Source organism: Vibrio mytili (genome assembly GCF_000830505.1).
Taxonomy (GTDB): Bacteria; Pseudomonadota; Gammaproteobacteria; order Enterobacterales; family Vibrionaceae; genus Vibrio; species Vibrio mytili.
Map to the genome: position 1 here is coordinate 1 of NZ_JXOK01000063.1, position 20,370 is coordinate 20,370.

15 protein-coding genes and 2 pseudogenes are annotated in these 20,370 nt (G+C 41.6%); 13 read left to right on the forward strand and 4 right to left on the reverse strand.

Translation table 11 applies throughout. The features are described from left to right. Positions 1–111: 111 nt before the first annotated feature. From SU60_RS16240 to cas6f, 8 genes and pseudogenes are all read left to right on the forward strand, one after another. Positions 112–597 (forward strand): S24/S26 family peptidase, encoded by a 486-nt coding sequence (locus tag SU60_RS16240; RefSeq protein WP_041156448.1) that lies wholly within the window; start codon positions 112–114, stop codon positions 595–597. 56 nt (positions 598–653) lie between these two features. After that, entirely contained in the window at positions 654–1,751 is a 1,098-nt protein-coding gene (locus SU60_RS16245; protein ID WP_041156449.1) for a metallophosphoesterase family protein, read from the forward strand. Between the two features lie 77 nt (positions 1,752–1,828). Then, the gene (locus tag SU60_RS16250) at positions 1,829–3,637 is read left to right on the forward strand and encodes an ORC-CDC6 family AAA ATPase (RefSeq protein ID WP_041156450.1); all 1,809 of its coding nucleotides are present in this window, start codon (positions 1,829–1,831) and stop codon (positions 3,635–3,637) included. After that, entirely contained in the window at positions 3,634–4,548 is a 915-nt protein-coding gene (locus SU60_RS16255; RefSeq protein ID WP_041156451.1) for a hypothetical protein, read from the forward strand. The genes SU60_RS16250 and SU60_RS16255 overlap by 4 nt, the downstream gene beginning before the upstream one ends. Positions 4,549–4,818: 270 nt before the next feature. Next, positions 4,819–6,030, forward strand: a complete 1,212-nt coding sequence (locus SU60_RS16260) for a TniQ family protein (RefSeq protein WP_041156452.1) — start codon at positions 4,819–4,821, stop codon at positions 6,028–6,030. Positions 6,031–6,033: 3 nt separating this feature from the next. Then, positions 6,034–8,123: pseudogene (locus SU60_RS16265) on the forward strand (type I-F CRISPR-associated protein Csy2). 6 nt (positions 8,124–8,129) lie between these two features. Beyond that, positions 8,130–9,166: pseudogene (csy3, locus tag SU60_RS16270) on the forward strand (type I-F CRISPR-associated protein Csy3). Beyond that, positions 9,163–9,777 carry a type I-F CRISPR-associated endoribonuclease Cas6/Csy4 gene (gene cas6f / locus SU60_RS16275; RefSeq protein WP_342418119.1) on the forward strand — a complete coding sequence of 205 codons (615 nt, stop codon included), beginning with the start codon at positions 9,163–9,165 and terminating at the stop codon, positions 9,775–9,777. Before csy3 ends, cas6f begins: the two are co-directional and overlap by 4 nt. Before the next feature lie 349 nt (positions 9,778–10,126). On the opposite strand, the gene SU60_RS16280 is transcribed toward cas6f, so the two are convergent. Next, positions 10,127–11,095 (reverse strand): BrxR family helix-turn-helix transcriptional regulator, encoded by a 969-nt coding sequence (locus tag SU60_RS16280; RefSeq protein ID WP_041156454.1) that lies wholly within the window; start codon positions 11,093–11,095, stop codon positions 10,127–10,129. A 191-nt stretch (positions 11,096–11,286) separates the two neighbouring features. Here SU60_RS16280 and SU60_RS22020 point away from each other — a divergent pair, with 191 nt between their 5' ends. From SU60_RS22020 to SU60_RS16300, 5 genes are all read left to right on the forward strand, one after another. Continuing rightward, positions 11,287–11,448, forward strand: a complete 162-nt coding sequence (locus tag SU60_RS22020; protein ID WP_164833050.1) for a hypothetical protein — start codon at positions 11,287–11,289, stop codon at positions 11,446–11,448. Positions 11,449–11,737: 289 nt separating this feature from the next. Then, positions 11,738–11,986, forward strand: a complete 249-nt coding sequence (locus SU60_RS22025) for a multiubiquitin domain-containing protein (RefSeq protein WP_041156455.1) — start codon at positions 11,738–11,740, stop codon at positions 11,984–11,986. Further along, a complete protein-coding gene (locus SU60_RS16290) occupies positions 11,961–13,166 on the forward strand; it encodes a ThiF family adenylyltransferase (protein ID WP_052481551.1) in 1,206 nt (401 codons plus the stop codon). The genes SU60_RS22025 and SU60_RS16290 overlap by 26 nt, the downstream gene beginning before the upstream one ends. Further along, entirely contained in the window at positions 13,157–13,594 is a 438-nt protein-coding gene (locus SU60_RS16295; protein ID WP_041156456.1) for a ubiquitination-like system serine protease family protein, read from the forward strand. The genes SU60_RS16290 and SU60_RS16295 overlap by 10 nt, the downstream gene beginning before the upstream one ends. Before the next feature lie 337 nt (positions 13,595–13,931). After that, a complete protein-coding gene (locus tag SU60_RS16300) occupies positions 13,932–14,942 on the forward strand; it encodes a 5'-nucleotidase (protein ID WP_041156457.1) in 1,011 nt (336 codons plus the stop codon). Positions 14,943–15,253: 311 nt separating this feature from the next. On the opposite strand, the gene SU60_RS16305 is transcribed toward SU60_RS16300, so the two are convergent. The 3 genes from SU60_RS16305 to SU60_RS16315 form a co-directional block, all read right to left on the reverse strand. Continuing rightward, complete coding sequence (locus SU60_RS16305) at positions 15,254–16,237, reverse strand: hypothetical protein (RefSeq protein ID WP_041156458.1); 984 nt, start codon at positions 16,235–16,237, stop codon at positions 15,254–15,256. 125 nt (positions 16,238–16,362) lie between these two features. Next, positions 16,363–17,250 (reverse strand): hypothetical protein, encoded by an 888-nt coding sequence (locus SU60_RS16310; protein WP_041156459.1) that lies wholly within the window; start codon positions 17,248–17,250, stop codon positions 16,363–16,365. Position 17,251: 1 nt separating this feature from the next. Next, positions 17,252–20,341, reverse strand: a complete 3,090-nt coding sequence (locus tag SU60_RS16315) for a hypothetical protein (protein ID WP_041156460.1) — start codon at positions 20,339–20,341, stop codon at positions 17,252–17,254. Positions 20,342–20,370: the final 29 nt, after the last annotated feature.

The window sequence follows — 20,370 nt, forward strand, 5'->3', positions numbered from 1 at the left end:
GGGCTATTTGATATGAAAGCATGGTGCTATCCTTTTAAGTCATTGAATGTTTAGTATAGGATCATAGAGCTGCCGGTCTAAACGTCTGAATGCGAGAATTACTGATCGTATATGCAAGAAAAACAGTACCAATTACTGCCTTTTGATTACGAAGGTGGTAAAAATGTGACCGAAAGACTATGTGAAACTCTTGTAGAAGGTGAGCCATTTCCGAATAGGCAAATGACTGAAGAACAGCTCGAAAGTCTAGAAGAGAAATATCTTATCGATATTGACGTATTTAAAATTCTCAATGGCGAACTAACGAAATTACGAACTCTCACATTCGATAAAGCACTTTTAGAAGAAGCAGCTATTGAGAGCGCTATAGCAATCTATGACGGTGACTCTACCTTTATCATGTATAAGAGTTCACAGCAAGCCGTAGCCGGAACCTACCTAGTAGATGTGGACGGCCGGCTCTCCCTAAACGAAATCCAACGTATTCTGGGTAAAAAGCTAGCTATCAGTTTTAATGGAACGACGATTACTGTTGATGAGGGTGATGTGAAGGTTGTGAGTCGGGTTGCTTTAGTAATATCAAAATCAAATTTGTAGGCTGTAGACACCAATAATGTAGCGAACGATTAAAAATTTATTATTTGACAGATTATATGAAAATTTTACTTCTATCAGATTTACATGCCGTTTTAGAAAATGACAGCCAAAATCTAAGCAACTCAAGGCTTCACCTTGATCAGAATGGAAATGGTGAATGGGGTAACGCACTTATACGTTACATCAGCACACTTAACATCAAATATGACTTAATAGTCTGCTGCGGGGATATTGCTAACAAAGGATCTAAAGCATCTTTCATGGCTGGGTGGACGTTTCTTAACAATTTGAGTAGCGCGTTACCCAACGCAAAATTAGTATGTGTACCAGGTAATCATGACCATCAGTCAAGACCAGACCTTAATGACCCAGATGGTTTTTCTCCAAAACATCAATTGCAGTTTTGTGAACCACCTTTCCCGTTTAATTGTCATGAAAAGAATACACATTTTTGGGCATGGAACTGGGTTTTAGACGATAGTGACCCCCAGTCAAACTTAGTTTTACTAAATACAAGCGCTTATCATGGCTTTAGTAATGAATCACATCATGGCAGAGTGGCTCTCGAAACAGTCGACCAAATAGAGAAAAGACTTGCCAACCAATCAAGTCCCAAAGCAATAAACATTCTTATCTGCCACCATCATCCACAAAGAATGGAACATGCACATGATGATTATGACGGTCAACAAATGAGCGGCGGACAAAAGTTACTTAACTCATTGCAGAAAGTAGATCAGGGTCCATGGCTAATTTTACATGGTCACAAGCATTATTCCTGTATTTCAAAAGCTTCAAGTGAAGGCGAAGATCCACCAATAGTCTTTTCGGCAGGCAGTACATCTGCAAAATACGCAGACCTCATAGATAATCAATTTTATTCAATCGATATTGACATAACAAAAACTTCTGAAAACGAACGGGTTATTGGTACATTTGAAACGCATCAGTTCTCTGTTGGCAGCGGCTGGAAGCCTTCAGCTTCCACCAATATGCCAGCTAAAAGTGGACTTGGTTCAAATATCAATTCACGAACATTGATTAATAGAATAAAAGAGCTTTTAAAAAATGAAGCATTTCTAGAAGAAACTGACATAAAAGATATAAACGACGAACTCCGATATTTTTTTGCCTGCAGAGTTCAAAAAATTTAAGAAAAGGTTAGAAAAAAATTCACTAGTTTCTGACATTGATGAAGCAAACCAGTTCATTTTACAGGTAGGGCCAGCCAATGCTAAATAGAATCCCAAGTGTCAGCGATTCTTTCAACGCAAAGACATCAACTACAGAGGATCTCTGCGAAACTTTTATCACAAATGAATTCTATGACAAATTAGCTTGTCCAAACCACTGTATTATGATCGGGCCTAGAGGTAGTGGTAAAACAACGCTTATGAGAATGTTGGATATTGAATCTCTTGAGCTGTGGACATCAGAAAAAGCAAGTGAATATAGAAAAACCATCAATTATTCAGGTGTATTTATACCCACAGACCGTTATTGGAAAACGCAATATCAAAAAATTGAAAATAAATTAAAAGATGATGAAATATCAAAGAAAGAAAAATTACGATATGACACCGCAATTATTCTTTTAGAACAATTATTTTCTTATCACGTTTTTGAAAACCTCCTCTCTGTAGTTAATTACAGATGCAGCAGAACAATAAAGAAAAAGAACAATTTTAAGAACGTGGAACTTACCAAAGAATCTGAAGTAGAGCTAGTTTTTAGCCTAAAAAGCATCCTAAATGTTGAACCAAGAATAAATTCTTTAAAAAGTCTTTTAGCAGAAGTAATCTTAAAAAAACAACTTATATCAAATGCCGTAAACAACCTTATATCCAACGATGATGTTGATGTCCAAAAAGTAGGTGACTTTGATTTAATCAGTAATCTAGAAAGTGTTGTTGCTATCGTTAACACATACTTTGAAGAAAAAAGTGGAAAATGGGCGTTTTTATTTGATGAGTTGGAACTTGCACCAAACCAGATAATAAAACCACTGGTAAACGAAATGCGTGGTGGGCATAAGGATATTATATTCAAACTTGCGCTATCACCTTATCACAAAGGTGTATCTATAACTGATGACACTGATAGTGCCATGAAAGCCCAAGATATAGAATTGATTGATCTAACAGGTCTAAGTGACAATGGTGGTAATAACTTCGCTAATTCACTATGTACCGCTCTATTTCAAAGAAAAGGGCTCTATAACAATATTGAGCATTACTTTGAAGAACCTAAAGATATAAATATCGACAAAGATTTTAGCGATTTGTCAGCGAAGGACCCTTCCTTCAATAACTATCTTATTGAAAGAGGTTTCAAGTCTGATATCTATACTAATCAGGATAGCCAACTTAGAAAAATAAAATTTATAGTGCATCTACGGAACTTTAAACGTAGTAAAGATGGTAAAAAACATGCACGAAGAAGACCTGCCGACTACTATGGTGGGTTTGAAAACATATGCAAAGCGGTCGAGTATAATCCTAGAATGCTTATCGGTTTAATGAATAAATTTATTTCTCATGCTAAAGAAGGGAAAGTAAGTTTAAATCAGCAATTAATAAGCTTACAAGAATACTTTCATGACTACCGTTCGTTACTAGGCACAATTGCAGTAGATTCCGGAGACAATAAATTTAACAATATATATGATTTAATATCAGAGATTGCACAATTTTTTAGAGACGAAATCCATGGACCACAGTTTAAAACCCAACCTAAAGGTTCAATAGCAATCAAAAGCAAAATAAGTGATGAACTCAATGAAATAATAGGATATGCACTTAATGCTGGCGCACTTATACCAATCGATACTGAGATAGGTTCGTTAAATGATTTAAACTCTAGTAAACGTTGCAGATTATCTTATATCTTCTCACATCATTATGACCTGTTAATGACTAAGCAAAGTGAGATAGATATCGTAGAGCTAATAAATCAAACTAAGCTTAAATCGACTAGATTGAAAATCGTTGACTTACTAGGTTTTACTAACTATCAACAATACTCTTTGGAGCTTGAATGAAAATACTAAGTGATAGCTTTAATGGACCGTATGATTTATCAATATTAGGATTAGGTTACGAAGAACGAGCGTCAAGTAAATATAACCAAGAAAAAGACTCACTTGGTGAAGTCTTAGCTTTGGGTTACCTGACACATACTGAGATTCTTCATTATAAAGATAATAAAGATAAGTATGTTTCAGGGCATAGCAATGTCTTTGAAGGAAATGATAACGATGTTAAATCATATTTGAATGAATGGCTTAAAGAAAAGATTGGTGAAAAAAATAAACCTATCAATGTATTAATAGATATCACAGTTTTTTCCAGACCAAGACTTGCTGCACTATTATATATTTTGGTGAAAAGCCTGCCTAAAAACTCTATCTTAACTATATCTTATGAAATATCGAAGTTCGTTTCTGCACCTGATGGGCTATCTCCAATAAAAAAAGTGGGGGATATTATACCTGAACTATCTGGCGCTATAGGGGATCTAAATAAACCGACAGCGTTAATCTTAGGTTTAGGTTATGAAGACGGCAAAGCTCTTGGATTAGCAACTTATCTTGAGCCAGAGTTCAATTTTGCTTTAGTCCCAATTGGTGTTGACAAAAAATTTGACGATTTAGTTGTTAAAAATAATCAGGCATTCTTAAATGAGATCCCTAGATCGAGAATTGTCCATTACAGATTAGATCAACCTTATAACACATACATTGATATGAGAGACCTAGTAAGTGCGACCTCTTCGTTTGCGACACCTCTTATAGCCCCGTTAGGACCTAAAATTCTGACAGCCATTAGCGTTCTTATTGCTATTGAATTTAATGAAAAATTGCCTGTTTGGCGAGTATCTTCCGACTATGAAGAAAAACCAGTAAACAGAAAACCTAGTGGAACCAGTGTTAAACTTTCAGTTATGATTTAAATAAAGACGCCCATATTTTTGTGGGCATTTTATTTACTTACACAGCAACTCTGACTCTATGCCTTCTTCACTAGCCTAGGACCGCCACCTAAGCAATAATCGCTATCAAACTATGGGGCATAAATTTGTTAGCTCGAATCGCGCTGACATGCCCTGTGTCTACCTGTGATCACCGTGAAGTGTACTTTTAATTTATTAACTAGCCTCATTTGTAATCTGCCAAAACAGGGAACATACTAAAACTTAGTTACTCTAAGTTTTAGGTTGGCAATGGATACGGAAATTGAACTCTACTCTGATGAATCGCTCGAAAGCTTTCTACTGCGTTTAAGTAAGTATCAAGGCTACGAGCGGTTCGCTCATTTTGCTGAAGACATCTGGCAGAGTACGTTACTACAACATGAAGCTATTCCCGGCGCTTTTCCTTTTGAGCTAAGTCGAATCAATATCTATAGAGCTCAAACAACTAGCCAAATGCGTGTTCGAGTACTCATAGATTTAGAAAAGCGGCTGAAACTTAACGACTTTGGTCTTCTGCGATTAGCTCTTTCCCATTCGAATGCGAGTTTTTCTCCGGATTACAAAGCGGTGCATAGCTTTGGTGTTGATTACCCTTTAACTTTTCTTAGAAAACGTTTCACTCCTGTTTGCCCTAAATGCATAGATGAAGCACCTTATATCCGTCAATTGTGGCATTTTATTCCTTATCAAGTTTGCCATAAACACCATTGCCAACTCGTTCAGCGATGCACTGAATGCGGAAAATTATTGGACTACCAGTCGTCAGAGCTAATTGATCAGTGTGAATGTGGCTTTTCCTTACCTAATAGCGAATCAGAGAGGGAAAGTGGTTCGGCATATATCGTTGCTCAATGGCTAGCGGGAGAAACGGTGATAGAATCTGGGTTAATGACTCGGGAGTTGACTCAATCAAGTCGATTTGGGGTTCTGCTTTGGTATATCAACCGATATGGTGAATTTGATGATATTAGTATCGACGACTTTGTTGAGTACTGTAAAACTTGGCCGAAGAAGCTCTATGACGATCTAGATGCAACCGTGCAAAGGGCTGATGTAGTGCGAATTCAGCCTTGGAATAAAATCTACTTCAGCGAGGTGTTTGGTGATCTACTGAAAGAGTGCCGAAACCTTCCAAGTCGTGACCTTAGCAAAAATCCGGTGCTGCAGAATGTAGTTCGCTATTTCAGTAGGTTGGTTGCTAATTATCCTAGGGCGAAATCAGCTAACATCGGTGATGTTTTATTAAGTCCTTTAGAAGCTTCTACGCTACTTTCATGTAGCACACAAGAAATATGTCGCCTGTACCAGTTTGGAGAGCTTAAAGCGCAGCTCACGCCCAAATTGCACACTAAAATTGAAAACCATCACTCTGTTTTCACTCTTCGTAGCATTATAGAGCTCAAATTATCCGGGATGTGCAGTGAAACTGATGGTTTAAATCATTATTTACCAGAGTGGTAAACTATGACGACTTTGCAAGACTTAATCGATATTGAAGACGCTAAGCTCCGCTTTGCTGAGATTAAAAAAGCGTTCATGCCCTATACGCGACCAGTAGAAGTTGATGGGAGTGAAAAACAGGCATTAATTGTGTTACTCAATCTATCATTGAGTAAACCGGAAGCTAAAGACTGGCTCGATTTTACTCGTGCCTTGGGTTACTTCGCCAATTCAGATAATTTAGCGACTGCGGAACAAGAAATTCAGTGGTTTCATACTCATAACCTCAAGTTTCCAGATTGCCGTGTATCGGAGCAGCGAATTATAGCGAAACCTCTGTACAGTGAGACGCTGACGCTTACCAGTCAGTCATTCAACAAAGCTTATGGTTGGGCGCATAATTCAGCTGTTTATAAACATACTATTTGGTTATTAAATGAGTTCCGCTGGCGTGGAAGATTGGAAAATCTACTTAATCTCATTCGTGCTGGAGATGATTTCTGGCTGGAACTTTTAGCTGATATGGGATTAAAACCTAAAGCACAAATACAGCTCAAAGACCTAATTGAATGCCAGTTGCCACCAACGCATCTCCCGACGAAGTGAACCGCTATAGCAAGCAGCTACGCTTCCCTTGGAAGGGTGATTATTTATCCGTAACTCCAGTTGTTAGTCATGCTATCCAGCAGGAGCTCTCTGTATTGTCTCGTCAAGTTGAATGCTCTCTTCGCTTTAAAACGATGAGCTATCCCAATTCAGCTAGTATTGGGAATTTATGTGGCTCACTTGGCGGATATATAAATATACTCAGCTATCCGATTGATGTAGTGGCGAATCGGCATCAAACACTCGGTGCAAGCCGCAGTAGAACTAACCGCTACTTCGATGATTTTCAGTTAACCTCAAAAAGAACCTGTAGTGTGTTAGCTCATTTGATAGGTTTTGAACAACCTCAAACGCGCAAAGCGCAGAAACAAGTACGCCAATATCAGCTCAAATTCATACGTAAACAAATCGCGCGATGGTTACTACCGCTCATCGAATTACGAGACAATTCAGTCACAGAACCAATAGGCTTTTATGATGAGCCAGATGACGATCTGGTGAAGCGGTTCTTATCCATCAATGAGTCTGACTTTTTAGAACTGATAACTGGTTTAAATCAACGCTTGAACTTAGCTCTGCAGAACAACCGCTTTGCTTCTCGTTTTGCCTACCATCCCAAACTGATGCGAGTGTTAAAAACGGAACTTATATGGGTACTAACTCAGCTAAGTCGTCCTGAACCTGATCATCCTGCCGTTTTTGATAGCAAAGTACAGTATCTTTATCTTTCATCTATGAGGGTATTTGATGCCGCGGCTTTGAGTTGTCCATATTTATCAGGTGCACCTTCATTAACGGCAGTGTGGGGATTTGTTCATCGTTACCAAAGAGAGTTGCAAGATTTACTGCCTGATGGTGAAGGTCAATTCGAGTTTAAAGACTTTGCTATTTTCGTTCGCAATGAATTAGTTCAAACCAGCGCAAAACTCACCGAACCAAGTGTAATAGCTAAAGCTCGGAGTATTTCGCCAGTTAAGCGAACCACAATCATTCGTGAAGACTGTTCTGATTTGGTATTTGATATTGTAATTACAATAGAAAGTGACCAGCGTCTCTCAGACTACCAAAGCCAGTTAAGAGCTGCGTTACCAACTAATTTCGCCGGAGGTACTTTGTTTCAACCTGAAATTGATTCAGAGATTAATTGGTTAAGAACCTTTGTAAGTAAGTCAGTTCTGTTTCAAGCGGTGAAAGGTTTACCTGGCTATGGTACTTGGTTATCACCATATTCTTTCCAGCCTCAAAATCTGGCTGAGTTACAAAAGCGTTTATCTATTGATGGTTCGTTAATTCCGGTAGTAAATGGCTTTCATTTTCTAGAGCAGCCACAGGAACGAAAGGGCGCATTGACGAACCTTCACACTTATGCGGAAAACAATATTGCTTTAGCGAAGCGGGTTAATCCAATTGAAGTAAGATTAGCTGGAAGAGATCAATTTTTTGAACAGGTATTTTGGTCGCTGGAGGTGACCGAGCAGACTATCCTTATAAAAAACAAAAGGGTTTAGTCGCTTATGGAACTCTGCAGTCAGTTAAATTATGTTCGTTCATTATCACCTGGAAAAGCATATTTTTATTATCTTGATAGGGATAATAAAATGCGCCCACTTCAGATAGACCGGACTTATCATCGATCTCCTAAGAGTGGTTATTCAGAAGCTTATTCTGGCGACTTAAAAGCGAAAAATGTAGCACCGCAAGACCTTGCACTTTCAAATATTCAATTTCTAGAACACTGTTATGTCCCTCCTAGAGTAGATGATATCTATTGTGCCTTCTCGTTAAGAGTTCGAGCTAATTCGTTATCACCAGAAGTATGTGTTGATAATGAGGTCCGAGACATACTCAGTAACCTTGCTGCCCTGTATAAAGAATTGGGAGGATACAAAGAGCTGGCAAGGCGTTATGCTAAAAATATTTTGATGGCATCGTGGGTTTGGCGTAATCGAGCGTGTAGAAATATTGAGGTTGAAGTTAAAACAGAAGATAAACAGTGGGTAATTGCTGATGCAAGATTATTGGATTGGTATGGTTCATGGGATAAGAATTCACAAATAGTCTGGGATGAATTTACAAACTATTTAACTAAAGCTTTGTCGGATAGGACCGGCTATTTCAATGTGGATATTAAAGCGAAGCTCACCGTAGGCTGGGGCGATGAGGTGTACCCAAGCAAGAGTTCTTAGATGCGAAAGAAGCAGGAAAACCAACCAAACAGTTAGCAAAGGTAATAGTCAATGGAGAAGAGTCAGCAGCATTTCATTCGCAGAAAATTGGAGCCGCAATCCAACTAATCGATGATTGGTGGGATGAAAATGCAGATAAGCCGTTACGAGTGAATGAATATGGCGCTGACAAAGAATATGGAATCGCAAGGCGACATTGTTCACAGCACCGAGATTTTTACTCATTGATTGCAAAAACTGAAAGTTATGTTGAATCGATGCTTGAAACCAATCTAATCCCAGATGACGTTCATTTTATCATGGCGGTATTAGCTAAGGGTGGTGTGTACAGCGGTGCGAGTAAGAAAAATAAGAAGGATGAATGATGGAATCACGGTATTATTTTTCTATTCGTTACATACCGGAGCGTGCTGATAATGAGCTCTTGTCAGGCCGCTGTATTTCAAATATGCACGGCTTTCTTTCTCATGAGCGCAATAAGCAATTCAAAAACAGTGTTGGTATCTGTTTCCCTTTATGGAATGAACAAACCGTTGGTAATGTAATTACTTTTGTCTCGACCAATGAAAGTATCCTCACTGGCCTATCGTACCAACCCTACTTCTCCACAATGATGAACGAAAACCTCTTTGAAATCTCAGATATTAAGGTTGTTCCTGATGACGCAGAGGAAGTACGATTTGTATTCAATAAAACGATTCAAAAGATCTTCAACGGTTCGAAAAAGCGAAGAATTAAACGAGCAATGAAACGTGCTGAGGAGCAAGGTCGTATTTACACACCCATATCTATTGAAGATCGGGAGTTTGATCTATTCCATGAAGTCCCTATAAGTAGTCAGTCATCAGGCCACGAATTTGTTTTGCATATTCAGCGGCAATGTCATGTGGAAGCGGAAATAGGACAGGGCTTTAATGGTTATGGTTTCGCATCCAATAACAAGTGGAGAGGGACAGTACCTATCATCACGGTTTAACCCTATTTTAGAACGCTAAAAGTTAATGGTCTAAAATCAAGCAGTTAAATATAGAGCTAAAAAGAAAGGTATTTTAGCTAGAAAAGTTATAAATATTCGTTTAATAAATGAGTTATGGTGTAATCTTAATAGTACTCCGCCGAGTAGGCGGCTAATAATTTTACTAGTCCTGATCTAGTTAAAGGTTTTTGGTACTCCGCCGAGTAGGCGGTCAAGAATAGGTCAGGAAGTAAGCCCCCTGTATCCGCTGGGCTAGCGGTAAATAAGCCAACTAACCCGTCATAGTCGAAAGCCTGTGGTTCTGCCTTTATGGGAGGATGAAACACTCCTCAATACTGAGTACATGATTTTAAAACCTCTCGTAGCAATCATTTGTTTCAAGTAGTACTTTAATCATGTCTAGGTTACATAGTCTAAACTTATAGTACTTTTTACTTCCTGCCATGTTTGCTTTCTCGAGTCGTTTATTTTCTTCCTTGATTTGCTCAGGTGACCGAGTATCAATATTCCATTTGTTTTTTAAAATCCACAAAAAAGCAGCTCTCTTTAAAACAAATAACTGGTCAGTCCCGCTACTTAAACCAAAGTCGATTCGGATTTCCTCTCGCTCTTTTTCATTTCTATCCTCATGTAACTTTAAATCTAAAGGAATTTCTACGTTCCAATCTGGGTCGGAGTCTAAGTCTTCGTGCTTTTGCTTTTTGAAACCTAGGCTTGCTTGATTGTTTTCGAGTTTAAGAACTCTGGAAAAGTTAAAAAACTTGAAGGGGTTTCTAGAAACATCTGTTTCTGAACGGTCATAGGCTCTAAACAACCAAAACTCGCCATCATTTAATATTTGAAGTGGCACTAATTCTCTTTTTGAGCGTCCTTTCCCACTTTTGGAGTAATACTCGCAAAAGACTGGGTAGCCGTTGCTGATTGCACGAGTTATAGCAGAGACAGTATCAACTTTCATTTGATCAGGCAGCGATGTTACCTTCTCATATGGAATCACGGTGTTACTGTGGTCAGAAAGCTTATTTTTGTTGAATCCATTCGCTAACATTCCAAGAGCAACTTCTGCTTTCCACTCTATCAAAGGTTCATAACTGCTCTTTAGAATATTAGAGCGAATAGAATGATCGTATCGCATATTCAGAGGGCATGCGTCATTGTATGCGGCGAGAACTTTCGATGCCGATGCATCCGACAGATTAAATTGGTTCCCTAAGTCTGAGCGTTTAATAGTGCCAGTAAATCGTAGCATGAAGTCGATGTAAGCAAAGCGATCTGCATTGTTTTTATACTTCTTCTTTAGTTCATCGTAGTTGAGCATTATAAATCTCTCGAGTTAGTTACTATAAACATGATAAGTATTCATATTGAATTTAGCTACATTTAAAGTTAAATGTTACAACTAGTTCGTCTATTTTTTATAAGTGCTGTTGATCTTTTGATCGATCTAATGTTAGATTAGTAACGGTAGCAGGAAGTGGCTTTGTTTTTTAGAAATAGAGGAAGGTAGAAATGGCCAAAAATACGGGCAATGATTATCGGAAAGGTGCGGTAAAGAATCGGAGCCAGACTCAGACGGGGTCAGGTAATTGGGTAAAAAGAGATGCTGAAACAGGGCGGTTTATGGAAGTGAAAAGCGACAAGAAACCATTCAAGGGTGTCTCTAAAGAATAAAAAGGCACTTACAGTTGAACTGAAGTGCCTTTTTACCAGTGAAGTGAAAGATAAAAATCATTGCAGTGATTCTTATCGGACTCAACACATTGAGGAATGAGTTCACTAAAGGAACATCAATCACTCGGTCAGAATTGTGATAGTAGCTTCCTTTGGTTTTCACCTCAAGGTTAAGCATTCATTTTATTATTTTAATGAGATGTCTGTTTATCCATTCCTCTGTCAATTGTTCGGATTTCAAACAATGAATCTGAATGCTATTTATAATTTTCAGAATATGGTGACAACTATGTCTATTCATAAAGAAGACAAACCAACGAACATCATCATTAATGGCCGCCCGAAAAAAATTGAAGGTGGTTCTGTTTCTTACACAGAAGTTGTTGAACTTGCATATCCCGGAGAATCCAGTTCGGGGATTGTATTTACAGTGACATATATGGGACCTCAAATGCCTGATGGTACTTTGACTGAAGGTCAGTCTGTGGAGATCAGAAATGGGGTGAAGTTCAATGTCAACAAAACAAACCGATCGTAATCCATCTATTCTTCGCTTAATTGAAGAAGGTTTTGATGTGGAAATTGTGAACCAACATTTGTTGGTTCATTCCATCCCTTATTTAAATTCAGAAGGTGTTGTTGAATTAGGTGTGTTTGCTTGTCCGTATGCGGGTATGGGTGAGCAGGATACGTGTCCCAGAGACCATACAATGTGGTTTCAGGGGAAAAAGCCGTTTATGAGTACTGGGCGGGAAATGTCTCAGGTGATCAATAACTCGAATCCACGGCAATTGTTTCAGGGTTTTACTGCTCAGCATTACCTTTCCAATAAACCTAACGGTAAGGCTTTTACTAACTACTATGACAAAGTTGTTCACTATCATACTTTGTTCGTTAGTCAGGCTAGAGCTGTTGAGCCTAACGCTGATGCCAGAACGGGGCGAATCCATCGTGAGCGAGACTGCAGATCTGTTTTTCAGTATCCGGATACGGCTTCGTCCCGGGTTGGGATTACGGCACTGAGTCAGAAATTAGAAGGTGACAAGGTTGCGATTATCGGGCTTGGCGGGACCGGAAGTTACATTCTGGATCAGCTGGCCAAAACGCCTGTAAGTTCCATTCTTTTATGTGACGGAGATATTCTGGAACCTCATAACGCCTTTCGCTCGCCCGGAGCGGTAGCGTTTGAAGATCTGGAGAAGAAGCCGAAAAAAGTTGAGTACTACCAGGCTATATATTCACAAATGCACAAGCATATCGGGATCGTTGATGAGTTCATTACTGCAGACAATGTATCGATACTGAAAGATTGTGACTTTGTTTTTCTTGCGCTTGATAGTGGAAGTGCAAGAAAACTTTTGACTGATTACCTTGTGGAAACAGGCATCCCTTTCATTGATGTCGGGCTGGGGATTGAACGTCTTGAACTGAAAAGTGGTGATGCAGTATTGCGTGGTAGTTGCCGGGTAACGTTAGCAACTCCAGAAAAGCATGATCATTTATCTAAGCATCTGGTTTTTATAGATGATGACCCTGATGAGGCTCTTTATAAGAGCAATATTCAGGTTGCTGATATGAATGCAATGAACGCTATGCTGGCTGTTGGCTTATGGAAACAGTACAAGTCTTTTTATCAGGAAGAATGTGATGGCCCTCATAACATGGTCTATACCCAACCCTTCCAGTCGATTTCCAGGAGCGAGGAGCGATGCGAGTAAAACAGATCACGCCAGTTTTTGTTGAATACATTCCTGATCATATAGAAAGCGGAAAGCTTTATATCAGTGATGAATATGAGATAGCAATTCACAAATGCTGTTGTGGCTGTGGTGAAGAGGTGGTGACACCTCTTTCACCAGTTGATTGGCGATATACCATAACATCAGAAGGAGTTTCTCTGTTTCCGTCGGTAGGAAACTGGAAATACCAGTGCCAGTCTCACTATTTCATCCGTGACAATGGTGTTTTATGGGCTAAAGGAATGTCACCGGCTCAAATCAAAAAAGTGGAACAGCGAGATATTGCTGATAAACAAAGATTCATTAATGAGCGTAATGCACAGCGAGGTTTGTTCAACTTGTTTAGACCTCTTGTAGCGATATGGAAACGTATAAAAGCTTACTTGTTCACGAACAGTAAAAAATGAGTTTTTTCTACCTAATCGCTTCCAGTTCAGTTCCAAATTGTTCACCTTCAGGTGAGCTCATTCTGGCTGAAATATGTCTGGCTCATAGTGTTCTAGCCAAAGATTTAGGACACATTCTATTTATTATTAAATTGACCTACTTTTTCCAATAATGGAATGCTTGCTCGGTGTTGTATGGTCTGTTTTTGTCGGCGATGTTTGGGTGCGTGATTGTTTTTGTAATATAAAACAATTGATTAAATGTTATTCTTTAAGTTCAAATAGATGGTGTCTAGTTGAACAATACTGTTAGTTGCGCTAACAAAAATAAATTAATATGTCAGAGAGGCAAAGCATTATGCCAATAGATTTAACAGAAACTTTGGTTATAGGGATTTCAGCTACTGCACTATTTGATTTATCTGAAGCTGATGAGATCTTCAGGAAAAAAAACGAAACAGATCCAAATACTGCGATCGATGAGTATCGTACATATATGCTTGAGCATGAAAATGAACCCTTAAAAGATGGTACCGCCATGCCTCTAGTAAGGTCATTACTCAATCTCAATACTCACAAGAGCTCAGAAGCCACCGCACCGATAGTTGAGGTGGTTGTTATTTCGAGAAATAGCCCAGAAACGGGTTTTAGAGTATTAAATGAAATTCGCAGGAGAGAGCTTCCTATTACTCGTTCTGCATTTACTGCTGGCGAAGCAAGCTCTATCTACCTAGATGCTTTTTATGTAGACCTGTTCCTAACTACCAATGAACAAGATGCTCAAGAGGTTATCGATAGTCGCGTATGTGCTTCAGCACTAGTTAAACGACCACCGCAATCAGAGGCAAGCTTAAACGAAGATCAAGTGCGCTTTGCATTCGATGCGGATGCTGTTCTTTTTAGCGAGGATAGCGAAATTGTTAATCAAAAAGATGGATTAGAAGAGTTTTGGCGAAGTGAAAACGAGAAACAAGACATCCCTTTGCAAGAAGGACCTTATGCTAATCTTCTGAAAAAGCTCTCTAAAGTACAGGAAAGGCTACCTGGGCGTATCGAATATTCGCCTGTAAAATTAGCAATCATGACTGCCCGAAATAGTCCCGCAGAAATGAGAGTAATAAAAACACTTCGAAGTTGGAATGTTTATATTGATCAGGCCTTCTTTCTTGGAGGTTTAGAGAAAAGTCGTTTTCTAAAAGCGTTTAAGCCACATATCTTTTTTGATGACCAAGACTCACATTTGGACCCAGCGTCAATTGAGGTGCCGAGTGCAAAAGTTCTTTATCCATCAAACTCAGTACTAAATAAAATAATGCAGGACAAAGTCAGCGTAAAAGTAGAAATCATGCAAGACGAAGATTGCAACTAACAGAGTACTTATGGAGCCAGTCTCGATGCTTCTAACTCGTTTCTGCCCCATTCCGTGTTTCTTCGGATATATGCGCTATTTATTCACGCTACTCTTTGACTGAATTTATCTAATAGATTTATAGCTCACTTGGCGATCAAACCTGTCGTATGTATAGACCATGAACAACGGAGACATTCGATGCTCTACCGAAAAGGTAGCGTCAAGTGAGGGAGGGCAGATGGCTATGTCGAATGTATGAACAGCCTAAACTTTGGGCTTTTTGGGTAGGGAATGTCCATTTATTTGATAACTGACCAGCTCCCCGAGGATTACACTTGGCGAACGACTATCTTCAAGTCATCTCTAGGTATATTGCCAAGACGGTCGGTTAGAACATTCAGGTCTTCGCGCGCCATCGAAAGGCCTCCTCCGGCTAAGTCTGTCGCCGTGATTTTCGGAACTCGACCTGTTCCAGTCGTTAGAGGAAACTCGATGAACATGTTCTCCTTGGTGGTTCCACGTAGAGCGACGCGGTGGTAGGTGCCTTCTTGCAGTCCATCGTCACTACCTTCAATTTTGAATGCCCGATCCAAATGCCAAAGTTGCGTATTCGTAGAACCACGTTCTAGAGAAAGAACCGATGCGCTAGACGTACCAGCCAAAACGTCAGCACGGGCTCGATCTGGGCCGCGCACAAGTGACTTCACAACCTCAGCAACTTGATGAATGCCAGATGCACCGCCAGCAAGCAGCCCCCCTGTCACAATTGTATCTACCCCACGCAGGATTGATCTGGAGAGTTCGACATTTTCTGCCGATATTCTGCCGATCTCTTGTGCTACTTCTTCTGTAGTAATTTGAAGGGCGAGTTGGTTGGCTTTGTTCTGGAGATTTGTGACCACCATCCGTGCTATTTCCATAGTAGAGTCGATTTCTGACGGTTCGATGCTAATAAGCGGAGTGATCACTCCAATTCCAGTCAATCCAACAGCTAGACCCAATGGGAGGCTAATCATCATGGCGGCCCGTGAGCCATCCTTGGCTTTTACACCAGTTGCCTCAACAATGGCCCGGTCGGTACCATCGGTCTTGGTTAGAAACAGCATACTTTGCGTTGCTCGTTCAATGGCGGTGGCGAGGATAGCAAGTATTGCGAGGTGTTCTAGAAACTGGAGTGCGTCAAAATCAGCATTTAGTTTGACCGAATTTGGCAGAAGGACAGCAACTCCCCAACCGAGCCCAACGATAGCCAGGACCGCAAGTGCGATTCCGAACGCGCTAGTCCAATTCCAACCTGAGTCCTGAATATCCATAAAACTCTCCTTCTGTCGGGTGTAAATTTTCCCTGACCTGTCTGCCCACTTCTTCAGAGCTACAGAAGTCTTTCAATATTACGTCTCTAGCTAGCTCGGCTAGGGTGTTCTAAACCGGGTAGCCGTTAGAAGTTACTTCGGACACTGTTAACGAGATCATTGGCGGCCTGACCGCCCACGATCATGCTGCCCAAACGTCCACCAAGATAGATTCCAGCTCCCAGAGCAATCGCACATCCTACAACCCCTATCCCTCCAGTCGTCACTATCAGTGCCGTACAGAATTTGGCTCCGCCATACACACCGAGCGAAGAGCCAAGGTCTTCTCCCAGACCGCTGAGTGCAGCCTGTTGTTCTTCCGGCGTATTGGCAAAGTAGACTCGTCCTGCGGAGGTCGATATATCGGCGACCATAACAATCGCGCTGCCCTTTTTTAGCAGTTTGCCAACACCGCTTCCAATCGTGGTGAATTTTGTTGCCGGTCCAGCCCGGACCGACGCCTCGATGGCTCCTCGATAATTACCCTGCTTGTAAAGTTTCACAAAGGATGGATCTCCACTACGCTTGCTTTCGCGATACTTGTCCACGATCTTGTAAGCAAAATTCGGGATCGGGTCCTGTGCTCTGGACGATTGCCGCGTGATCTTGCGCAGGGCGATCATGTTATCGGCAACTTTCTTGGTTACCTTGCGACCATCATCGATCCATGCCTTGTGCGTGGCCTCAAGGGCAGAAATGTATTGTTTGCGGGTCTCATGGAGGTGCTTGAGGATATCCCCTGCGATACCAGCTGGTAGATAGTATGATGACGCAAGAGAGGATGAGAGCTGGTTCGAGATTTCCTGCAATATCCTATTAGAATGATCCTCTGACTCCCCTGGTACAAAGAGCAGGTTGGACTTGTCTGCAAGGGCTTCAGGCTGAACCGGCCCATAGCACATGAGTTGGTTGCTAGACGTGGTCTCGACATCACCCGCGAAGCCGAGACTGTTGGTGTCACTGAATCTCAGCATTTCACCCTTCCATATTTAGATTGATAAGAATGAATGTTCGACCCTTGCGTATGTTGATCAATCGTCCTTCAGGTTCAGCCAACCATTCTTGAGCTTCACCGCAATCGTGTTCGACCGTCTGCTGATCTTCTGCGATATCGAAGCTGGTGACCTCTTTCGCATCGACTTCTAGCTTCCACCTCCCAGAGGTCACGAACTCCCGTAACTGGATGACGATTTCCTGATCAGACTTTGCATAGGCGTAGAGGATTTGCGGCTGGTCTCTGCCACCAGAGCCAAGTGGTTCCTGACCCGACAGGACACGGTAATAATCGGCAATGGCCCCCTGTTTGGCGACCTCTGCCGCTTCCATGAGAACTTTCTGTGCACGCATTTCTTCGGCATAGGGTTCGGTTGCCGGAGAAACACCCATGACTGTATCCACATAGAGGCCGGGCGATGCCACGCGTAAGTCGTGTGAGAGCAGTGGCAGCAACGGTTCATTCTCATCAAGCGCGTCGTCGACAGATTTTTCTAACTGTTCGATGATCTTCTCAATAGCCTCCTGTAACTTGGCATAGAGATTTTCGAGCGTGTACTTGTCCTCTCCATCGCCCAGTACGATATACGGTGCCTTGCCTCCGACAGTTGTTGCTTCATTCATTATTTCGCTTAGGGCATTAGACACTCGAATTACCTTTGCCGAGGCTTCCGCACCCCCAACATCATACTCCTTTTTTAGTAGGTTTAGGATTTGGTCGATGATGTAGGACCAATATGAAACAAACAGCTTAGCATATTCTTCTGAGCCTGGCGTGGCCGCTGTCTGGTAGGGCAGGTTGCTTAGGTCAAATGGTGAGAGCGCCTGATCCATGTCCGACAACTCAAACACCTTAGGAATTGTAATCCCGCTGCCTGAAACCAGTTCGATCCCGTCTTCAGATACGAATTGTAGACTCTCAGCAGTCAGGGATGCGTCAAAAATGTTGTATAGCCTGTAGAAAAGCAAGTTCAGTGTCCGGCCTTCGTTTACGTTCTTCACGTTGATTGACGTGCTTTCGCTGCGCGAAGCTTTGGTGGTTACCGTGGTTGTGGATTTGACCTCCTGATGTGACCGTCGGGTAAGGTTTCTAGCAGCCTTGCGGGCGACCTTCTCCATCTGGCGCGAGAATTGCTTAGCAGTCTTGGTGGAGGATGTGCTGCCCGATGCACTGCCGCCAAAGGCACCAATGGAGCCACTAGCGGAGGCTGAAAAGGTACTTGTGCGTGTCGACTCAGATGAGTTACCGGCTTCTCTTTCGATCTCGCTTGAGAGTTCCAACGTATCAGAGCGGGTGAGGTCAAGAATGGAGGTCGTGGATTGTACCGTTTCAATCTGGCGCGACGTTGTCTGTTCAACTGTAATCGTCCGTTCTTCACCTGGTCCCATATTGATCGAATGCACTAGCTCACCTAGCTCCGAACTGCGCCATGCTGTGCGATAACTCAGAGCTTCGTGAACAAAAACGGCCGGCGATCGTACGGGTGCATAACCTCGGAAGGGCCGCTTGATAATAGTGTATTTTGTAAGGATTTCACCTTCAGTTAATTTCTGTTCATATACCGGTATCCAAATCGCGGTTTTTCGTCTGAACTCTTCATTACGGTCGCAATTCTCGATCACCGATTCCAATGAAGTGCCGTTGACGTCAAAATAGTCGCCATTGATCCTCTCAAACCGGTAGGATTCCAGACCTTCTTTTTCGGCCAGTTCGACTTCTTTCTCTTCCCATGGATCAAGATCGACCTGTACCTCACCGTATTTGGTGACTCGGCGAGAATTGTTGACCGTCTCCATCCATTCTTGACGAACACGACGCCTACTGACCACGACTCCAAATACTTTCTTGGTTCTGGTAACGTATCGAACACGCTTAACCTGAGATCGCCAATAAATCGTCGTGCGATATGGCTGGTAGAGTTTCCCAGGTACCATTTCTTCAGTACTACCGTCAACATATTTGTACGTTCTGTTGGTGAGCGGCAGGATATAATTAAGGTCAGAGGCTCTATCTACGAGTTGCCGTTCGCTGAAGGTGACATCCCGCTGCGGTTGCTTCATGCGAAGGATAGCGTTCAGAAGTTGGTTGATTTGGTTGTCGGTAAGCAGCCCTGTGACCTGTGACGTTGCCAACTCATTGGCCTTGTCTGATAAAGTCTTTGCAAAGGGTTTAAGGTCCTGCAATTCTTGATACTGGCGTAAGATGATTGACGGAGCCAGGTCTATTTCATCAATCGCTGGCAACAGCTTGTCCGCGATGCTGTCATCTTCGGTGTCCGAGAAGCTAACCTCTACACTATCTGCGCGTTCAGTCCAGATTTTGAGATAGGTTGGGTAATCCGCAAAATCTGCCTCGCTTATCGCATCCTGTCCAGCAATTGGCTCGATATAGAACCAACGATTGACAAGCGGGTGCTTGAGAACCCAGAGATTCTCCTTTTTCTCCATAGAGAAAACTGTTTTTCCATTCTCATCCCGACTAACAGACGGAATCTTGATTGTAGCCTGCTTTAAGAACTCGGCTTTGCGTTCTTCGAAGTTGCCGGGGCTGATACCCCACAATTCGTCGAAATAATTCTGAAAGTAGTTGAGTTGGTCGGTAAGTTCAAAAGTCTTGCTGGGAGCTGGTTCGTCAGTGTGATAGTCTTTGACCAGTTTGGGCGAGAATACATATTGCCAGTCGATATCGATGACACGCGATCTGTTGAAACTAAGAGCTTCAGTCGCTCTGGCTCGGTCCTGCGGTGGGTTGATTGACAAAAATGGACGAAGTTTTTCTGCTTGTTCCTCGAAAAAAATATCATGACGTTTGGACTTCTCGCCCCTGGATGAATCAGATGCTCCTTCCCCTTCGATGATTTTTTCTGTGCGGAGCAGGTTAGTATGCGCAAATCCTTCGTAGTTCTTTCCGTTGACAGTTGTGTAGCCTTCTACCCATTCACCAACGACTTTGGTGCCGAGAAACCAGTGATTTGTCGGCATCACGACCAAAACATTGGTAGGCTCGCTTGCTTGTGTTTTCCTAGGCTCACTTCTTAGATTGGTATTAGCTTTAGTTCTAAAATAGATCATGCGAATTCATCCCAGAGTCGACCAATTAA

Excerpts from the sequence above, each read along its gene's own strand:
- SU60_RS16260 (WP_041156452.1), top strand. The coding sequence starts at position 4,819 with ATGGATACGGAAATTGAACTCTACTCTGATGAATCGCTCGAAAGCTTT.
- SU60_RS22025 (WP_041156455.1), top strand. The coding sequence starts at position 11,738 with ATGTCTATTCATAAAGAAGACAAACCAACGAACATCATCATTAATGGC.
- SU60_RS16310 (WP_041156459.1), bottom strand. The coding sequence starts at position 17,250 with ATGCTGAGATTCAGTGACACCAACAGTCTCGGCTTCGCGGGTGATGTC.
- SU60_RS16240 (WP_041156448.1), top strand. The coding sequence starts at position 112 with ATGCAAGAAAAACAGTACCAATTACTGCCTTTTGATTACGAAGGTGGT.
- SU60_RS16290 (WP_052481551.1), top strand. The coding sequence starts at position 11,961 with ATGTCAACAAAACAAACCGATCGTAATCCATCTATTCTTCGCTTAATT.
- SU60_RS16295 (WP_041156456.1), top strand. The coding sequence starts at position 13,157 with ATGCGAGTAAAACAGATCACGCCAGTTTTTGTTGAATACATTCCTGAT.
- SU60_RS16305 (WP_041156458.1), bottom strand. The coding sequence starts at position 16,237 with ATGGATATTCAGGACTCAGGTTGGAATTGGACTAGCGCGTTCGGAATC.
- SU60_RS16250 (WP_041156450.1), top strand. The coding sequence starts at position 1,829 with ATGCTAAATAGAATCCCAAGTGTCAGCGATTCTTTCAACGCAAAGACA.
- cas6f (WP_342418119.1), top strand. The coding sequence starts at position 9,163 with ATGATGGAATCACGGTATTATTTTTCTATTCGTTACATACCGGAGCGT.
- SU60_RS22020 (WP_164833050.1), top strand. The coding sequence starts at position 11,287 with ATGGCCAAAAATACGGGCAATGATTATCGGAAAGGTGCGGTAAAGAAT.
- SU60_RS16315 (WP_041156460.1), bottom strand. The coding sequence starts at position 20,341 with ATGATCTATTTTAGAACTAAAGCTAATACCAATCTAAGAAGTGAGCCT.
- SU60_RS16245 (WP_041156449.1), top strand. The coding sequence starts at position 654 with ATGAAAATTTTACTTCTATCAGATTTACATGCCGTTTTAGAAAATGAC.
- SU60_RS16300 (WP_041156457.1), top strand. The coding sequence starts at position 13,932 with ATGCCAATAGATTTAACAGAAACTTTGGTTATAGGGATTTCAGCTACT.
- SU60_RS16255 (WP_041156451.1), top strand. The coding sequence starts at position 3,634 with ATGAAAATACTAAGTGATAGCTTTAATGGACCGTATGATTTATCAATA.
- SU60_RS16280 (WP_041156454.1), bottom strand. The coding sequence starts at position 11,095 with ATGCTCAACTACGATGAACTAAAGAAGAAGTATAAAAACAATGCAGAT.